This is a genomic window from Desulfovibrio simplex (assembly GCF_055387835.1).
The window spans coordinates 900197-916373 of the sequence record NZ_AP042377.1 but is presented as its reverse complement, the minus strand read 5'-3'; the positions used below and the strand labels follow the sequence as shown (position 1 = coordinate 916373).

Below are 16177 nucleotides of genomic sequence, written 5' to 3'. Positions count from 1 at the left end.
GCAACTTTTGAGCCGCACATCAGAACATGCCGCCCGCACCCATGTCCTCGCCAAGATAGGCGCGGACAACCACCGGATTGTTGCGGATTTCATCCGGGCCGCCTTCAGCGATAAGGGCGCCGTATTCCATAACCCAGATATACTGGCATACGCCCATGACAACCTTCATGTCGTGCTCGATAAGCAGAATGGTCAGGTCAAATTCGTCACGGATATGACCAATAAAATGCATGAGATCGAGGCTTTCCTGGGGGTTCATGCCTGCGGCGGGCTCGTCCAGCAGCAACAGGCGCGGCTCCGTGGCCAGGGCCCGCGCTATTTCAAGGCGGCGTTGCGCGCCGTAGGGCAGACTGCCCGCAAGATCATCAAGGTGCGCGCCAAGGTTGACCCTTTCGGCCAGCTGGCGGCTTTTTTCCCTGATTTCGGCCTCTTCGCGGTAAAAGGACGGTAATCCCAGGGGGGCCATCCACCAGGGGCAATGCCGCCGCACATGGCAGCCGACCATGATGTTTTCGAGCACGGTCATATGCTGCGAAAGGCGGATATTCTGAAAGGTACGGGCCATGCCGCGCCGACAGATGTCATAAGGTTTCAATCCCTTGATGCTCTGTCCGTCAAGGATGACTTCGCCTTCCTGAGGCGTGTAAAAACCACTCAGAACGTTGAACGCGGTGGTTTTTCCCGCGCCGTTGGGGCCAATAATTCCCGCAATGCCCCCATTGGGCAGGGCCAGAGAAAGCTCGCTCACCGCGGTCACGCCGCCAAAACGCATGGTCACGTCCTTGGCGACCAGCAGCGCTCCTTCGTAATGAGGGGGACGGGGCAGATGAAATTCGCTCATGCCTTTTGCCTCCTCAAAAACGCGCCTATGCGTTTCCAGGTCAATTCCCTTGTGCCCATGATGCCTTCCCGCCTGAACAGAATGATACCCAGCAGCACAAGCGAAAAGACCACCATTCGCATGCCGGGGATGCCCGGTATTTCAAACAGGCCAAAGATATCAATGGGTTCTTCAATGGCGCGCAGCCATTCCAGAAGAATGGTGATGATCGTAGCGCCAAGAAGGCTGCCCGTCAGCGAGCCAAGGCCGCCAGCGACCACAAACATGAGCACGTTGAAGGTCAGCAGAAAGTTGAACATCTTGGGGTCAATGGTGGAAAGATGGCTGCCAAGAAGCGCCCCGCCCACCCCGGCAAAAAACGCGCCGATGCAGAACGAAAGCACCTTGTTCCAGAACACGTTGATGCCCATGACGCTGGCGGCGATTTCATTGTCGCGTATACAGCGCAATACATTGCCGTAGTTGCTGAAAACAAGCCGCACCAGCACAATGAGCGTAAGAAGCATCCATCCATAGCACACCAGAAGTGTGGCGTGCGAGGGTATGCCCTTGATGCCCAGGGAGCCGTTGGTGATGGGGGTGGCGTTGACGATGAGCACCCGGATGATCTCGGCGAAGCCAAGCGTGGCTATGCCGAGGTAGTCATCCCCGAGCCGCAGCACAGGGACGGCGATAAAAAAGGCAAATATGGTGGCGACCACTCCGCCGGCCAGCACCGAGGCCCAAAAGGGCGTGAACAGTTCGGAGAAGGGCCAGATTATGGGTTCAAGAATCCACATCATTTCCTTCTGTTCCGGCGGCAGAATGCACAAAGCCGAAACATAGGCCCCCACGGCAATGAAACCGGCATGCCCCAGGGAGAAAAGACCTGTGAACCCATAGATGAGGTTGAGCGAAAGCGCCAGGATGGCGTTGATGAAAATGAGCTTGGCGATGTAAATCTGGTAGTCGCCAAGGAAAAACTCCGCCTGCCATACCGCGCAGCCCACCAGGGCCATGGCCAGTATGCTCAAGATCGTGCTGCTGTTCAGGCGCATCAGATTTTCTCCTCCGTGCGTTCGCCAAGCAGGCCCGTGGGCTTGTAGAAGAGCACAAGCACAAGCAGCACAAAGGCAAAGGCGTCACGGTAGCCAGAAAGCTCCGGCATGAAGGCCACGGTCATGATCTCTACAAAGCCCAGAGCCACGCCGCCGATAACCGCCCCCTGGATGGAGCCGATGCCCCCGAAAACGGCGGCAATGAAGGCTTTAAGGCCAGGCATGATGCCCATGTAGGGATGCACCTGGGGATACCGCAGAGCCCACATGATGCCCGAAGCCGCAGCCAGCGCCGAGCCGATGCAGAAGGTCAGGGCAATGATGTTGTCCACCTTGACCCCGAGCAGACGCGTGGTTTCGATATCCTTTGATATGGCGCGCATGGCCAGGCCCGGCTTGGTACGGTAGACCACATACAGCAGAATGCCCACAAGCACGATAGTCATACAGGGCACAAACGCGGTGAGCGGCAGGATGCGCAATCCACCGATCAGCCATTCAGACACGAGCCAGTCGGGTTGCAGCACGGGACGCGGCTGACCGGTAAAAATCACCACAGCCAGGCTTTCGATAAAAAAGGACACGGCAATGGCGCTGATAAGCGCCGAAATTCGTGGTGCGTCACGCAGGGGCCGGTAGGCCACCCTTTCAATGATGACACCCAGCAGGCTTGCACCCGCAACGGAAACCACAGCGGCCACAGCCCAGGGCCAGCCGAAGGCAAAGGTGCCAAAAAAAACAAAATAGGCGCCAACCATCAGAATGTCGCCGTGGGCAAAGTTAATAAGTCGCAAAATGCCGTATACCATGGTGTAGCCGATGGCTATCAACGCATAGAGCGATCCCAGGGTAAGGGCGTTAAAACAATGCTGCAGAAACATGTCAAGGCTCATGTAGCCACCTCGGCAGCCGTTCACGGTAGCGGCGGATCAAAGGCCGCAAAACCCCCTCCGCGGACGGCAGCAAAAAAGAGGAAAAGCGCCCCGCGGCGCTTGCGCCGCGGGGCCGAAAAAAACAACCAGCTTACTTGGGTGTTACTTCACCCACGTAAACGCGCTTGCCGTCTTTGTATTCAATGATGCCCACGGGCATTTCAGCGTCGTGGGTGGCATTGATGGAAAGCAGGCCGAGAGCGGTGGGCAGATCCTTGGTTTCGCTCAGAGCCTTGGCAATGGCCTGGGGCTCGGCGGAATTGGCGCGCTTGATGGCGTCAAGAATAAGGAAGTAGGTGTTGTAGCCAAGAGCGCCGTTAACGTTGGTTTCCTTGTCAGGATAGGTGGCCTTCCAGGCTTCGGTGAAGCGTTTGGCGGCTTCGCTCATGTTGGGCATGGCGGGGTCGTAAGGGAAGGTGGTGTGTAGGAAGCCTTCGGCAGCCTTGCCGCCGAGCTTGAGCGTGTCGGGGTTGTCCATGGCGTCCGCGCCCATGAGGCGGAACTTGGCGCCCAGTTCACGGGCCTGTTTCATGATGATGGCGCCTTCAGCAAAATAGGCGGGCATAAACACGATGTCGGGATTTTTGGAAATCAGCTCGGTCAGCTGGGCAGTGAAGTCCTGGTCGCCGGAGCTGTACTTGAGGGTAGCGACCACATCGCCGCCCTGTTTTTTGAAGGACTTGGAAAAAAAGTTGGACAGGCCCACGGCATAGTCGTTGGTCATGTCCATAAGAACGGCGGCCTTCTTGAAGCCCAGGTTTTCGCGGGCATAGGTGGCCGCAGCGGCGCCCTGGTAGGGGTCAATAAAGCAGGCGCGGAAGTAGTACTTTTTGCCCTGGGTCACAAGGGGGTTGGTGCAGGAGGTGCCCACGCCGGGAACCTTGGCCTTTTCGGCGATTTCAGCGCCGGCCATGGCAAGGGAAGAACCGTAGGTGCCGATAAGGGCCACGACCTTGTCACGTTCCACAAGGCGCTTCACGGCGTTGGCCGCTTCAACCTTGTCGGACTTGTTGTCCACAACAACCAGATCCACGGGACGACCCAGCACGGTGGGCATTTCTTTGTGAGCCAGACGAACGCCTTCAAGCTCAAGCTGGCCGCCAAAGGCATTCTGCCCGGTCAGGGGAAGGTATACGCCGATTTTGATAGGAGCGGCATCAGCGGCAGGCGCCTGGCCGGCAAAACCAAGGGTGAGCGCCAGCCCGGCCAGCGCTGCAAAAAGTTTTCCCAGTTTCATCCTTTCCCTCCAGGTTTTTTGTGTTCGCAGGGCCACGCCAAAGGGCGGGCTACTAGACCCGTATACTAAACAATTTGGACGAAGCCTGCAATTCAGAAAATCCCATGAACTCATAAAAATCAGGTAAAAAGACCGGCATAGCGGGCGAAAAGCCGCTTGCCGGGGCGTGAGAAACGGTCCCATTCACCCGTAAGGGCCAAGCCGGGAACAATGGCCCGCACCACAGGCAGGTCAAAATCCTTCCGGCTGATGTCCACGTAAAGCGGATTTCTGCCATGGTCGGCCAGTACGGCTTCAAGCAGACGGCAGTTGTCTGCGGGCGACGCGAGGCTGTAGTCCGGCAGGTCTTCAAGAAAGCGCACGGGCAGGCCCGCAAGGCCGGGGCCGGAAGGCCGGGGCCGCGTGCTTTGAGACGTCGAATATGGCCAGGGCGTTTCGGTAAGCGCCGCCAGGACCGCCCGCTGCCCATTGAGGCTGGCTCCCGTGGCGCGGGCAATGCCGCCGTCACGCCCCATAACAAAGCACTGATACGCGGGAAGGCCGAACTCGGTGGTGATATCCTGAAACTGCACGCTGATGCCGCAGGCCGCATAGTCATCCAGCAAGGACTGTATGCGGGCATCACGGCTTTTAAGGCGGAAACACCGCGAGCGGCTGAAGGGCGTGGTAGCTTCGGCGTCGCGCTCAAAGATTTCCGTCAGCGCAGCCTGCCTGGCCTCATCCATCGTGTTGCCCGAAGCGAGCCCCGTTGAACCGCCTGCCAGAAACAGGGCCGGCTCATCGAGATTGCAGAACAGAAACACCGCCTGGGCCGGAACCAGCACCGGGCGGCCATCGGCCCCCACGGCGGTGAGCCAGTGCAAGGGCGCGTCCATATACGGCGCTTCAAGCGGCAAAAGATTGGGATCAAGGGCCGCCCTGCCCTGCGCCTGCAAATCAGAAAAACGGGCCTTGTAGAGAGGCATGGCCTGCCTGCGTCCAAGCACCTGCCCTGCTTCGCCCTTTGCGCCGGCCTCGGCAGGGCCAACGCTCACATAGGCACTGGCCCTTTCAACAATTTCCATTGCGTAGGAAGCCCGAGCCGCTGCCAGAGACATCCCCCGCCCGTAGGCCGTGGCCTGACCGCGCAGCCGATGGCGTACAGCGCCGCTGCACACCTCAATGTCCACCTGCCAGGACCGCAACAAGGCAATGGGCGAAAGTGAAGCTTCATGCCGCATTTCTGGCCCGGCGATGGTTCCCGACTCCATAAGGGCATCCAGCGCACTCAAAAAGGTCTTCTGCGCTGGCGGACGTTCCCAGGCGGGCGCAGGGTCAGCGCGCAGGCGCGCATGATGTTCCGTCATGCTGCCCGCGTGGGCCGCCATGGCAAGGGCAGTTTTTTTAATTTCTTCATCCGGGAACAGCGGGGCAATGCCCGTTTCAGATGGATGCGGCAAGGCATGATGCTCGCAGATATTGCCGCGAAAAAGCTCGCTCCAGGCGGCGCCGGCTTCCGCATCGTGCCGGCTTGCCGCGCGCAGGTACAGCGCAGGACTGGCGTGAGCCAGCCGACTGCCCGCATCGGCGGGAAATCCGGCGCAGGCCTGCGCATGCCGGGGCAGCAAAATGCCGCATTCCAGCAGCAGGGCCGCCAGAACAGGCCGTACGAAGGCGTCGTTGGCCGCATCATAGCAGGTGGCCGCCAGACGGGCCAGTTCCTCTGTTTTTTCGGCGCTCAGCAAACGCAAAAGATGCTGGTGCAAAAAATCGTCCATGGGCGCGGCTTCAAGGCGCGCCAGAGCGGCGGCAAAATCAAGATCTGACGGCGGCACACAGGAAAAATATCCTGTGGTAGCCTCGGTCTGTTCGTGCGTATAGGCGTAGTCGAGCATTGGCAAGTGGTCGGTGGAAGGAGAATCGTCCCTGATCATGTCAACTCTCTCAAAGTTTTTTCGCATTGAGAATATCTATCGCAATGCTTCCAAGACGCCCGCTCCGGCGTTTAACAGCGCAGATAAACTGCGCTTACGCCTCCGCGGCGGGCGTCTGCTCCCGCAGCCGCCAGAACAATTTCAAAAAGAACCTGCTTCAGGCTGTTGGGGCGGGATGCGCCCAGACCAACCTACATTTTTGCTGGGAAAATACCAGACCAAAAGCAGCGCCCCTGTGATGCACAAAAAAGCGGGCCGCAAGCGGCCCGCCATAAAAAACGAAAGCCCTGACATGCAGGGCTTTCGCAAAGCGATTAACGCTTGGAGTACTGGTACCGGGCGCGGGCAGCGCGCAGGCCGTACTTTTTACGTTCTTTCTTGCGGGCATCCCGGGTGAGGAAGCCGGCTTTCTTGAGCATGGGACGCAGGGCCGGATCAACCATCAGCAGGGCACGGGAAATACCGTGACGCACAGCTTCGGCCTGACCGGTCACGCCGCCGCCAGCCACGTTGATGCGCACATCAAGCTTGTCGGCAAGCTTGGAGAGCACCAGGGGCTGACGAATGATCATCTGCAGGGTCTTGCGGGGAAAGTAGTCCTCGAAAGAACGCCCGTTGACCGTGATGCCGCCGGAACCGGCATAGATGCGGGTACGCGCCGTGGCGGTCTTGCGACGGCCGGTGCCGTATTCAAATTTCTCGCTCATGGCATTCTACTCCTTAATGCGGCAGCGTCAGCGGCTGGGGATTCTGGGCCGTATGGGGATGTTCGGTCCCGGCGTAAATCTTGAGTTTTTTCAGCATGGCGCGGCCCAGGCGATTCTTGGGCAGCATGCCCTTCACGGCGGTCATGAGGACGCGGGAGGGCTTGTCGGCCAGCACATCGCCGAGAATGGAGGTCTTGAGACCGCCGACCCAGCCGGAGTGCCGGTAGTATTTTTTATCGGTCATTTTTTTGCCGGTAACTTTGATCTTTTCGCAGTTAACTACCACGATAAAGTCCCCGTTATCCATATGCGGGGCGAATTCAGGCTTGTGCTTGCCGCGCAGGCGGTGGGCGATCTGGCTGGCCAGACGACCGAGCACCTGATCCTGAGCGTCAACCACGAACCATTCGCGATTGATGTCTTTGGGGGTGGGGCTGAACGTCTTCATCGGAGTGACTCCTCACATCTGCAAATATCAGCAGCCCTCGGGCTGCAAAAAAGTTCATTGCGCGATGCGCCGTCGAACGGGGGTGACGACATTTATCGCAGTAAAGATGGCTTCAATACGGCAAACTCCAGAAACTGTCAAGAGCAACCGCGCCATTATCCTCTCACAGGCCGTAACCTCAGGCAATGACATGAAGCCCTTGAGCTTTACCCCATCTGCCCCTATACTGCCAACTGTTTTTCCGACCCGTACCCGGAGAAAGTATGGCGGATATTCGCAAGAGCCTGCTTCAGCTGATTTTTTCAGGCGCGTATCTTTTGCGCTGGAACGACAAGCTCCGTCCCGTGGAACTGCTTGAAACCGACAAGCAGGCACACAAGATGCTGCTGGCCTGCGTGCTGTGGCATGAAAATTCTCTCGGTATGCCTGAAGAAAAGCGGGTTCGCCTTGCCAACGACATCATTGAAGGCGGGCTGTTCGACTATTTTTACCGCCTCATCATCACCGACATCAAGCCCCCCATCTTTTACAAGATCAAAGAGAATCCCGACCAGCACCGCCAGTTAACCAAACACGTGCTGGAACGGCTGCAACCGGCCCTGTCGCCTCTTGGGGACTTCTGGCAGCGCATGTGCCGCTGGCACCACAGTCCCGACGAAGACAGCCTGCCCCGCCGCATACTCACCGCCGCCCACCTCTACGCCTCACAATGGGAATTCAACCTCATCAAGCCGCTCAACAGCCCTTTTGACGAAGAGATGGACGATATCGGCCAGTCCTTTGTGGACAGGCTGGACAGCTTCAGCGAACTGAAGGGCCTTGACCAGATGCGCCAACAGGGCACGGCGCTTATCCGCCTGGCCAACCTTTGCGGACAGTTGCGCTTTCAGATACGCTGGACGCAAGCGCCGCGCATTCCGGCCACCTCCGTTCTCGGGCACATGTTCATTGTGGCCAGCTTCGCCTATTTTTTCAGCCTGTCTGTAAACGCCTGCCCCGCACGGGCCAACAATAATTTTTTCTGTGGGCTTTTTCATGACCTGCCCGAGGTGCTCACCCGCGACATTATCTCGCCGGTCAAGCGATCCGTGGCAGATCTACCCAAGATTATTAAAGAATATGAAGAAAAAGAGCTGGAGCGCCGCATTTTCACCCCTCTTCGCCAGCAGGGCTTCACCGCGCTGGTGGAACGCATATCCTACTACCTCGGGCTTGAGGTACAGTCTGAATTTCAGGAATGCGTGCGACGCAACGGCAAGATTGAAAAAATTGACGACTTCGCCGCATTGCAGCACGGCTGCAACTCAGATGCGCTTGACCCCAAGGATGGCCGCCTCATCAAGGATTGCGACAACCTCGCGGCCTTTCTTGAGGCCCAGAGTTCCATCCGCAACGGCGTTTCATCACCGCACCTGCTTGAAGCCCGCGTTCGCCTGCTGACCCTGTTGCGCCAAAGCCCCCTCACCTGCCTCAAGCTGGACTCCCTTCTGGCAGACTTTGACTAGCCGCCAGGCATACCACCGCCATGCACACCATCACACGCCTTTCTACCACTCTGCCCACCCCTTTTCCCGGCGCGGCAACGCATGGCCGGACAGCCCTGCTCGTCCTGCTGCTCGCACTGACGGTATGGCTTGTGCCCTCCACAGAAGCTTTGGCCCTCACCGCCTCCAAGGGACTTTCTTTTTACGCACGGGATATGGAGTACTATTACAAGGAAAAACGGCCTGAAACCCTGCCGGGCATTCTCCGCACGTTTGACGCGCAGAACGTCCTGTATGACCGGCAAAAACAGCTCACCCTGGCCGCGTTTCTTGCCGAGGCCCTCAAGTCTGAGCCCACAGCCCGCCAGACGCTGCTGGCGCAGGTTCCCACGCTGAGCAGAGACGGCAAACGCACCCTTGCCTGGGCCGTACACCTGGCCCAGCTGACGGATGAAGCCGCCCTTATGGACCAGTTGCTGGACAAACAGGACGCCATACTCTTGCAGCAGATCCGCCATAATCCCACGCCTCTGCTGCAATGGGACATCACCAGCGAAAAAACCGTCCTGCAAATGTATTGGGCCGCGTATACAGCTTCGGGCGATGTCGCCTATCTGGACGCCATCATTGACGCGGCCCTTCGCTACGCCGACCTCAATTCCAGCGGCAGGCAGAATGATCCGGCTTTTTCCGTAAGCCAGACAGCCGCCGCCTCCCTGTACGAAATGAGCCCGCGCCATGAAGCCGTCCAAGAGCGCGTGCAGCAAAAACTCAAGGGACTTTCAGGCACAAGGGCGGAAACCCTGCGAACCATTTTGCGGAAATAGAGTAAGAGTTGGGGGGAAGAAAGGCTCTGTGGGGGAGGGACCCCCTTTAGATCAGATTAACTTTGAAATGCTTCACATTTCAAAGTTGTCATTCTGCCGAAAATGCGATTTGCGGTAGCCGTTAGCGGCTCTTTGCCGCTTACGGATAGCGACAGCCATCAGTAGGCTGTCCGTTCGATTAACCAATCGCTGTCTTTATCCGTAGCTTCCTTCGTCGCAACGGCTAAGGCTCGGCAGAATCCACGCCACGTTGTGGCGCGCTGCACTCTCATGCAGCGTTAGGGCATTTAACTTTTTTCAAAGTTTAAATGCCCTAAAAAAGGGTCTCCTCCCCCACGCCCCCACCCCCTAAAACTCCTGGTGTAGTTACGTAACGCGCCAAGAGTTTTCTGATCTGGAGCGGGGTTTCAGAGACAGGGGCTTCCAGCCATCACTCCATCTCAAAGTTATCTGCTCTCGCGCTCGCCGCGCCCATCAAAGTTTCCCCCTTCCTGCCCATGCGCCATACCGTTGTACGCGGTGCTTTTCCGCCATGCGGTGTTGTGGAGTCCTTACTGCAGCGCATGCCTGATTGGGCACTGCCGGAAAAAATTTTCAATCATACGTCGCTCACAGCAAGGGCACTGCCACAAGCAGGCCCGCCATTATCATGAGGCAGGCCCCGGCCAGGGTTTCAACAAGCGCCAGACGTCTGCTCAAAAGGTTCCGCACCGCCGGGTGTCCAATGGCGGCGGCAAGCCCGGCGTCCCAGGCAAAAACGAGTCCCGCCATCCACGCGCCGGCAAAAAGTTGCTGTTTCAAGCTGGCGGCTGATCCCATTATGGTGGTCATGAGCGTGAGATAGAAAATGGCATTCTTGGGATTGAGCAGGGCCGATGCCAGCCCGGTAAGCAGCTGCCTGCCAGCCGCAAGGGGCGCGGCCGCGCCAAGGTGAAAACTCGCCGGTTGCCGCCCGGAGCGCACAAGAGCCCAGCCCACCCACAGCAGATATCCCGCGCCAGCCAGTTCCATGCAGCGATAAAGCCACGGCCACTGCCGGATGAACGACCAGCCCGAAATGGCAAGGCCAATATACAGGGCATTGCCCAGCGCTATGCCAAGGCAGATGAACGCGGCCCCGCGCAAACCACGCCGTGCCGCATGCCCCACCACCAGAAAAAAATCCGGGCCGGGGCTGAGCAAGGCCATAAAATGCGCCAGCGCCAGCGCGGGAAATGTGGGAGCTATGAACTCCGCGAGAATCTGTGCCATGAGATGATGCCTCCTGCACAGACCTTACTCCCCTGCCGGATTATTTCTTGTACGAATGTGACGCGCCCTTGCGATAGCAGCCTGGCGTCACAGAATAGAACTTCACAAACATGCGGTGCAGGTGACTCTGATCCGCGTATCCGGCAGCGGCGGCGGCTTCCGCGATGCTTTTGCCCTGGCGCAGCAGGCGACGGACCTTTTCAAGGCGCAGACAGTGCAGATAGCTTGCCGGAGGCAGCCCTGTGCCACGCCTGAAGGCGCGGGAATAGCTTTCGCGGCGCAGACCGGATATTTCAGCCAGTTGTGACACAGCGTGACGCTCAGTGGACAGGCTGCCCTCCTCCCCGACGGGCAAAAACCGCGCGGTGCTGGCGCAGTCCCCGGCGGCGGGCCTGAAGCAGCCGTGAGCAAGCTGCAATCGAACCAGCAGATCCAGCAGCGCCTGTTCGCTGTGCGCCTGACCAGCCAGCATTGCCTGTATGACTTCAAGGGCACCCGCAAAAAGCTCGCTATCCCGAATCAGGGGAAGCGCCGCCTCGCAGTTTTCCGGCAGGCACAAAACCGGGCAAACACGCTGCGCGAACCAGCGGCAATCCACGTGCGCCATGTGGTAGCTTCTGGACTGCCCGTCCACAGGATTGCAACTGTGGGCGACGCCCGGCCCGATAAGCACAAGGTCGCCCTTCTGCGCCTCGTGCGCCTGACCGTGAAGCCGAAACTGCGTGCGCCCTTCAAGAATAGCCCCAAGTGACCAACTGGAATGAAAATGCTCCGCGTAGGGCTGCACACTGTTCAGGGTTGTCCGCACCTCCACAAAGGGTAGGGACTGCGGAACGGCGAACTTCTGTACGGCAAGATGTGATTCATGCGGCATGGCTGCACCAATAATAAAGGAAAACGGACCGGTTTTTTTGATGCAGCGCCCCGTCAGACTTCAACGACCTTTGCTAATGCTTGCGGCCAGACGCTGACGACCGAAACGGCTGCGCTCATTGCCAGAAACGCGAAAGCGCACAGCCGGAAAGCCGAAAACGACGGCATCAACATCTTCTGTGGCATCTGGAGCGGGCCAACTTCAATCGGTGTGATGCCCGAAGACGCTGTCTCTGGCCCCTCGCTCCGGATCAGAAAACCCTTGGCGCTCTAGAGCAGATTAACTTTGAAATGCTTCACATTTCAAAGTTTTCATTCAGCCGAAAAATGCGATTTCCGGCTGAATCCACGCCACGTTGTGGCGCGCTGCACTTTCGTGCAGCGTTAGAGCATTTACACTTTTTCAAAGTAAAAATGCTCTAGATAACCACAATAAAAGTTTTAGGGGGTGGGGGCGGAGACCCTTTTACAAAAGGGTCCCTCCCCCACAAAGCATTTTTCCCCCAACAAAGCACTTCAAAATGCCATGGCGCTAATGCGCGGAACCCCAGTCGTTGCCCACACCCCAATCGACCACCAGCGGCACTGAAAGGGATTCGTTGCCCGGCATAACCGCGCTCATAAGCTCGGCGACGCGCGCGCCGGCCGCCTTGGCGTCTGCCTGCGGCACTTCCAGCAGCAGTTCGTCATGCACCTGAAGCAGCAGGCTGGCTCTGCTGTCCCGCAGTCGCGCGTCCCTGGCCACGGCCAGCATGGCCAGCTTGATGATGTCGGCGGCTGACCCCTGAATAACCGTGTTGATGGCCTGACGTCGCGCCAGGGCATAAGCCTGTCCGTTGGCCGAATGGATGTCGGGCAGAAGACGGCGGCGGCCGCCAAGCGTGACCACGTATCCTTGCCGCTTGGCCGTGGCTTCAACCGACTCGTAAAATTCCTTGAGGCCCGTGAGGCGCGCGAAATAGCGGGCAATGAATTCCTTGGCCTCATTGGTGGTGATTTTAAGTTCCTGGGCCAATTTTTGCGCGCCCATCCCGTAAATGAGGCCAAAGTTGATGGTCTTGGCATTACGACGCTGGTCAGGGGTCACTTGGTCAGCGGGCAGGTCATAGACCAGGGCGGCCGTGCGGGCGTGAATGTCCTCGCCCTTGCGAAAAGCTTCAAGCAGGGCCGCGTCCTGCGACATATGAGCCAGAACGCGCAGTTCCACCTGCGAGTAATCTGCGGACACCAGGGCGTGATCCGCCCTGGCGATAAAGCAGGAGCGCATGCGCTTGCCAAGTTCGCCACGGACAGGAATATTCTGCAAATTCGGGTTGCTGGATGAAAGACGCCCAGTGGCTGTGGCTTTCTGGTTAAAGGTCGTGTGGATGCGCCCCTGACTGTCCATCAGGCGCGGCAGGGGATCAAGATAGGTGGAACGCATCTTTTCAAGCTTGCGGAATTGCAGGATACTTTCTACCACAGGGTGGCGACCCGCCAGCTTTTCAAGGGTTTCCTGGCTGGTGGACGCCTGCCCGCCCCTGGTTTTGCGCGGCGAGGGAAGATCAAGCGTGCTGAAAAGCACGTCGCCAAGCTGCTGCGCCGAGCGGATATTGAACTCCTTGCCCGCCGCCGCGTAAACCGCGGCCGTCAGTTTGTCGAGTTCGGCCTGCACATCGGCAAGAAAGGTCTCGAACGCGGCGACGTCAATGGCTATGCCCCGTCCTTCCATATCCGCCAGCACCGGGGTGAGGGGCAGTTCAAGATCATTATAGAGCCGCAGCAGGTCATCCTGTCGCATGCGCGCTTCAAGCACCGCCGCCATGCGCAGGGCCAGCAGAGCCGGGCCGGGGCCGTCGTCGCGCAGTGGCGCGCCCCAGTGCACGGCAAGGCGCGGCCAGCCGTAATCACTTTCTTCAGGATTTATAAGGTAGGCGGCCAGACCAATATCCATAAAGAAATCCGGGGATTTTTTTCGCGCGAGCTCACGCCAGCAAGAGGCCGCGGCCAGCAAGCCTTTGAGGTCAGGCGTGATTATGCGCCGCGCGTGAGAGGCCCAGGCGCAAAGCTCGCCCGCGCTGCCCATCCAGCAGACATCCTCGCCGCCCGTCACAGCAGCATGGGGCGCGGCCCCCGCGCCCTTGGGCCATACCAGAGCCACGTCGACCCCATTGCAGTCAGGCAGATCCGCGACAGCATACGCTTGCGGAGCAGCCTTTTCTTCGGCCACATCAAGAAGGCTCATCTGCGCGCCAGCACCCTTGGGCGGCTGAGGCTGCGGCCCCTGCCCCCGGGAGGCAGGGCCGGCCCCGCCGTTTTTTTCTGCCGAAGGCGCGCCGGATGCGGGGGATGCGGCGGATGCGGCAGATGAAGCGCCGTTTTGCGCGCGGGGCTTTGCCCCTTCCGCGGCAACACCAGACTGGGCGGAAAGCTGCATCCGCTCCAGCGAAGCCATTTCGCGGCGCAGGGCGTGCAGTTCGAATTCTTCGGCCAGGGCCGCGCAACCGGCCGCGTCGATGGGCCGCACCTGAAGGTCGCTCAGTTCAACGCCGGTGCAGACATCCAGCGACAGAGTGGTCAGTTCGCGCCAGGTGAACATGTCATCCAGATGGTCGCGCAGCTTGGCCTGAAGTTTGGGGGGCAGCAGGGCGAAATGGTCGCGAATATCCTCAAGGGTCGGGCATATCTCAAAAATCTTGGCGGCGGTTTTGGGGCCGATGCCGGGCACGCCGGGGATGTTGTCGCTGGTGTCGCCCACAAGGGCCTGCACATCGGGCCATTGAGCTGGGGTCAGGCCGCTTTCTTTCGTAAACTGCTCTGAAGTAAGCAGTTTTTCGTCCTTGAAAGCAGGATCCCACATGAAAATATTGGGGCCAAGGCATTGCTTGAGGTCCTTGTCGCCGCTGACAATGACCACCGGGCGCTCCTTTGAGAGGCGCGCGGCCAATGAGGCTATGCAATCGTCGGCCTCGCAGCCGTCGGAAACCTCAAGGTTCATGCCCAGGGCGGCGACCATGCGTTCGATGGGCTCCATCTGCCGGATCAGGTCTTCGGGGGTGGCGTCACGGTTCGCCTTGTACAGGGGATAGATGTCATGCCTGAAGTTCTTGCCCCTGCCGTCCTTGACGAACAGAAAATACCGCGGCCTTTCCTCGCGCAGAATGCGCAGAAGCACCCGGGTCACCACCACCAGGGCATTGGTGGGAAAACCGTCAGAGCGCTGCATGTTTCTGTTGGCGAAAAAACCCCGGTAAATAAAGGCGGAGCCATCCATCAGAAAAACGGGCTCGGCGGCAAGATCAAGGCGGTTTTTTAAAGACATGGCAGACCGTGGGTTGAAGGTGAAAAAGCCCGCACGCTTTTTGCGCACGTGGCCCTTGCGGATAAATCAAGCCATGCGTATACTATAGTGATGGAAACAAGTCCGCAAGTGACAGCTTCCATTCAGGGTCCGCTTCTTCGCGTGAGCGTGGGGGGCGGCTGGAATATCGATACGGCATGGCCCCCTGAAGCCGAAGCCGCCCTCAACTCTCTGGCCGATCAGAGCATCCACGAACTATGCCTTGAGAGCGACGGTCTCGAAACCTGGGACAGCAGCCTGCTGGTCTTTCTCGTGCAACTTACCAAGGCGGCCGAGGATCGCAAGCTGCGCATCCAGAACCATCTGCCCGAGGGTCTCGAGCGTCTTCTCAAACTGGCTTTTGCCGTGCCCGCCAAGGCAGGATCTGACCGCAAAAAAGAAAAACTCAGTTTCGTGCAGCGTGTGGGCCAGGCTACCCTCGACCTGCCGCCACGAGTAACAGATTTTGTGAGCTTTGTGGGTGATGTGACGCTGGCCGTGGGCCGTCTTATAGTTGGCCGCTCGCAAATGCGACCGCAAGACCTGCTGTCAGCCATGCAGGAATGCGGCGTGCAGGCGCTGCCCATCATTTCCATAACCAGCATGCTTTTCGGCCTTATTCTGGCCTTTGTGGGCGCGGTGCAGCTAACGCAGTTCGGCGCGCAAATCTACGTGGCGGGGCTTGTGGGCATAGGCATGCTGCGCGTTATGGGAGCCGTCATGGTGGGCGTGGTCATGGCGGGCAGGGTCGGCGCCGCCTATGCCGCCCTCATCGGCACCATGCAGGTTAATGAAGAGGTGGACGCCCTGGCCACCCTGGGCATTTCCCCCATTGATTTTCTGGTGTTGCCCCGGGTGGTGGCGCTGACGGCCATGATTCCCCTGCTGACGCTGTACGCCGACCTTATGGGCGTTATAGGCGGCTATGTTGTGGCGATCACCATGCTGAAAATCAACCCTATGGAATATGTCAACGCCACCATGCAGATGGTCCCCTACAAACACGTCTTCATCGGCCTCACCTACGGCACGGTTTTCGGCGTTATCATCGCCATGACAGGCTGCTTTCAGGGCATGCGCTGCGGGCGCAGCGCCCAGGCCGTGGGGCAGGCCACAACCACTGCCGTGGTGCACGCCATTGTGGGCATTATCGTGTCCACAGCCATAATAACAGTCATCTGCAACGTGATAAACATCTGACATGCCCAGCAGCAACACCATGACATCATCCCCATCCCCCCTGCCCACCGGAATCGCCGAAAATGCCCGCCCATCCCCGGATGGGGAACAGGGGCAGCCCGTCCAGCC

General features: G+C 58.9%; 14 protein-coding genes. 4 read left to right on the top strand and 10 right to left on the bottom strand.

All coding sequences use genetic code 11. From position 1 onward, the window contains the following. Positions 1–19 precede the first annotated feature (19 nt). From ACZ5DH_RS03790 to rplM, 7 genes are all read right to left on the bottom strand, one after another. Complete coding sequence (locus ACZ5DH_RS03790; protein WP_464255822.1) at positions 20–841, bottom strand: ABC transporter ATP-binding protein; 822 nt, start codon at positions 839–841, stop codon at positions 20–22. Next, the gene (locus ACZ5DH_RS03785) at positions 838–1878 is read right to left on the bottom strand and encodes a branched-chain amino acid ABC transporter permease (RefSeq protein WP_291301406.1); all 1041 of its coding nucleotides are present in this window, start codon (positions 1876–1878) and stop codon (positions 838–840) included. Before ACZ5DH_RS03785 ends, ACZ5DH_RS03790 begins: the two co-directional genes overlap by 4 nt. Further along, positions 1878–2771 carry a branched-chain amino acid ABC transporter permease gene (locus ACZ5DH_RS03780; protein ID WP_464255821.1) on the bottom strand — a complete coding sequence of 298 codons (894 nt, stop codon included), beginning with the start codon at positions 2769–2771 and terminating at the stop codon, positions 1878–1880. The genes ACZ5DH_RS03785 and ACZ5DH_RS03780 overlap by 1 nt, the downstream gene beginning before the upstream one ends. 130 nt (positions 2772–2901) lie before the next feature. Continuing rightward, a complete protein-coding gene (locus tag ACZ5DH_RS03775; protein ID WP_464255820.1) occupies positions 2902–4047 on the bottom strand; it encodes an ABC transporter substrate-binding protein in 1146 nt (381 codons plus the stop codon). Between the two features lie 119 nt (positions 4048–4166). Beyond that, positions 4167–5960: a YcaO-like family protein gene (locus ACZ5DH_RS03770; protein WP_464255819.1), complete on the bottom strand. Its 1794-nt coding sequence runs from the start codon at positions 5958–5960 to the stop codon at positions 4167–4169. 314 nt (positions 5961–6274) lie between these two features. Next, complete coding sequence (rpsI, locus tag ACZ5DH_RS03765; protein ID WP_183718183.1) at positions 6275–6667, bottom strand: 30S ribosomal protein S9; 393 nt, start codon at positions 6665–6667, stop codon at positions 6275–6277. Positions 6668–6680: 13 nt separating this feature from the next. Beyond that, entirely contained in the window at positions 6681–7115 is a 435-nt protein-coding gene (gene rplM / locus ACZ5DH_RS03760) for a 50S ribosomal protein L13 (protein WP_464255818.1), read from the bottom strand. Between the two features lie 263 nt (positions 7116–7378). Here rplM and ACZ5DH_RS03755 point away from each other — a divergent pair, with 263 nt between their 5' ends. Then, positions 7379–8620, top strand: coding sequence for an HD domain-containing protein (locus tag ACZ5DH_RS03755; protein WP_464255817.1), 1242 nt, complete (start codon positions 7379–7381; stop codon positions 8618–8620). 20 nt (positions 8621–8640) lie between these two features. Beyond that, positions 8641–9426, top strand: a complete 786-nt coding sequence (locus ACZ5DH_RS03750) for a translation initiation factor 2 (RefSeq protein ID WP_464255816.1) — start codon at positions 8641–8643, stop codon at positions 9424–9426. A 609-nt stretch (positions 9427–10035) separates the two neighbouring features. Here ACZ5DH_RS03750 and ACZ5DH_RS03745 read toward each other — a convergent pair. After that, entirely contained in the window at positions 10036–10677 is a 642-nt protein-coding gene (locus tag ACZ5DH_RS03745) for a LysE family translocator (protein ID WP_464255815.1), read from the bottom strand. Positions 10678–10717: 40 nt separating this feature from the next. Continuing rightward, on the bottom strand, positions 10718–11551 hold the full coding sequence (locus tag ACZ5DH_RS03740; protein ID WP_464255814.1) for an AraC family transcriptional regulator: 834 nt from the start codon (positions 11549–11551) through the stop codon (positions 10718–10720). Between ACZ5DH_RS03740 and ACZ5DH_RS03735 the strand changes: the two genes are divergently transcribed. Further along, entirely contained in the window at positions 11543–11824 is a 282-nt protein-coding gene (locus tag ACZ5DH_RS03735; RefSeq protein WP_464255813.1) for a hypothetical protein, read from the top strand. The two genes, ACZ5DH_RS03740 and ACZ5DH_RS03735, sit on opposite strands and share 9 nt — an antisense overlap. A gap of 258 nt (positions 11825–12082) precedes the next feature. Here the strand turns inward: ACZ5DH_RS03735 and ACZ5DH_RS03730 are convergent, their stop codons facing one another. Further along, a complete protein-coding gene (locus tag ACZ5DH_RS03730; RefSeq protein ID WP_464255812.1) occupies positions 12083–14851 on the bottom strand; it encodes a DNA polymerase I in 2769 nt (922 codons plus the stop codon). A 108-nt stretch (positions 14852–14959) separates the two neighbouring features. On the opposite strand from ACZ5DH_RS03730, the gene ACZ5DH_RS03725 reads away from it, so the two are divergent. Beyond that, positions 14960–16069, top strand: a complete 1110-nt coding sequence (locus ACZ5DH_RS03725; RefSeq protein ID WP_464255811.1) for an MlaE family ABC transporter permease — start codon at positions 14960–14962, stop codon at positions 16067–16069. Positions 16070–16177 lie beyond the last annotated feature (108 nt).

Bases quoted from the DNA above. Each gene is read 5' to 3' on its own strand.
- ACZ5DH_RS03780 (WP_464255821.1), bottom strand. From the start codon at position 2,771: ATGAGCCTTGACATGTTTCTGCAGCATTGTTTTAACGCCCTTACCCTG.
- ACZ5DH_RS03790 (WP_464255822.1), bottom strand. From the start codon at position 841: ATGAGCGAATTTCATCTGCCCCGTCCCCCTCATTACGAAGGAGCGCTG.
- ACZ5DH_RS03785 (WP_291301406.1), bottom strand. From the start codon at position 1,878: ATGCGCCTGAACAGCAGCACGATCTTGAGCATACTGGCCATGGCCCTG.
- ACZ5DH_RS03745 (WP_464255815.1), bottom strand. From the start codon at position 10,677: ATGGCACAGATTCTCGCGGAGTTCATAGCTCCCACATTTCCCGCGCTG.
- ACZ5DH_RS03770 (WP_464255819.1), bottom strand. From the start codon at position 5,960: ATGATCAGGGACGATTCTCCTTCCACCGACCACTTGCCAATGCTCGAC.
- ACZ5DH_RS03775 (WP_464255820.1), bottom strand. From the start codon at position 4,047: ATGAAACTGGGAAAACTTTTTGCAGCGCTGGCCGGGCTGGCGCTCACC.
- ACZ5DH_RS03730 (WP_464255812.1), bottom strand. From the start codon at position 14,851: ATGTCTTTAAAAAACCGCCTTGATCTTGCCGCCGAGCCCGTTTTTCTG.
- rplM (WP_464255818.1), bottom strand. From the start codon at position 7,115: ATGAAGACGTTCAGCCCCACCCCCAAAGACATCAATCGCGAATGGTTC.
- ACZ5DH_RS03750 (WP_464255816.1), top strand. From the start codon at position 8,641: ATGCACACCATCACACGCCTTTCTACCACTCTGCCCACCCCTTTTCCC.
- ACZ5DH_RS03755 (WP_464255817.1), top strand. From the start codon at position 7,379: ATGGCGGATATTCGCAAGAGCCTGCTTCAGCTGATTTTTTCAGGCGCG.
- ACZ5DH_RS03735 (WP_464255813.1), top strand. From the start codon at position 11,543: ATGCGGCATGGCTGCACCAATAATAAAGGAAAACGGACCGGTTTTTTT.
- rpsI (WP_183718183.1), bottom strand. From the start codon at position 6,667: ATGAGCGAGAAATTTGAATACGGCACCGGCCGTCGCAAGACCGCCACG.
- ACZ5DH_RS03740 (WP_464255814.1), bottom strand. From the start codon at position 11,551: ATGCCGCATGAATCACATCTTGCCGTACAGAAGTTCGCCGTTCCGCAG.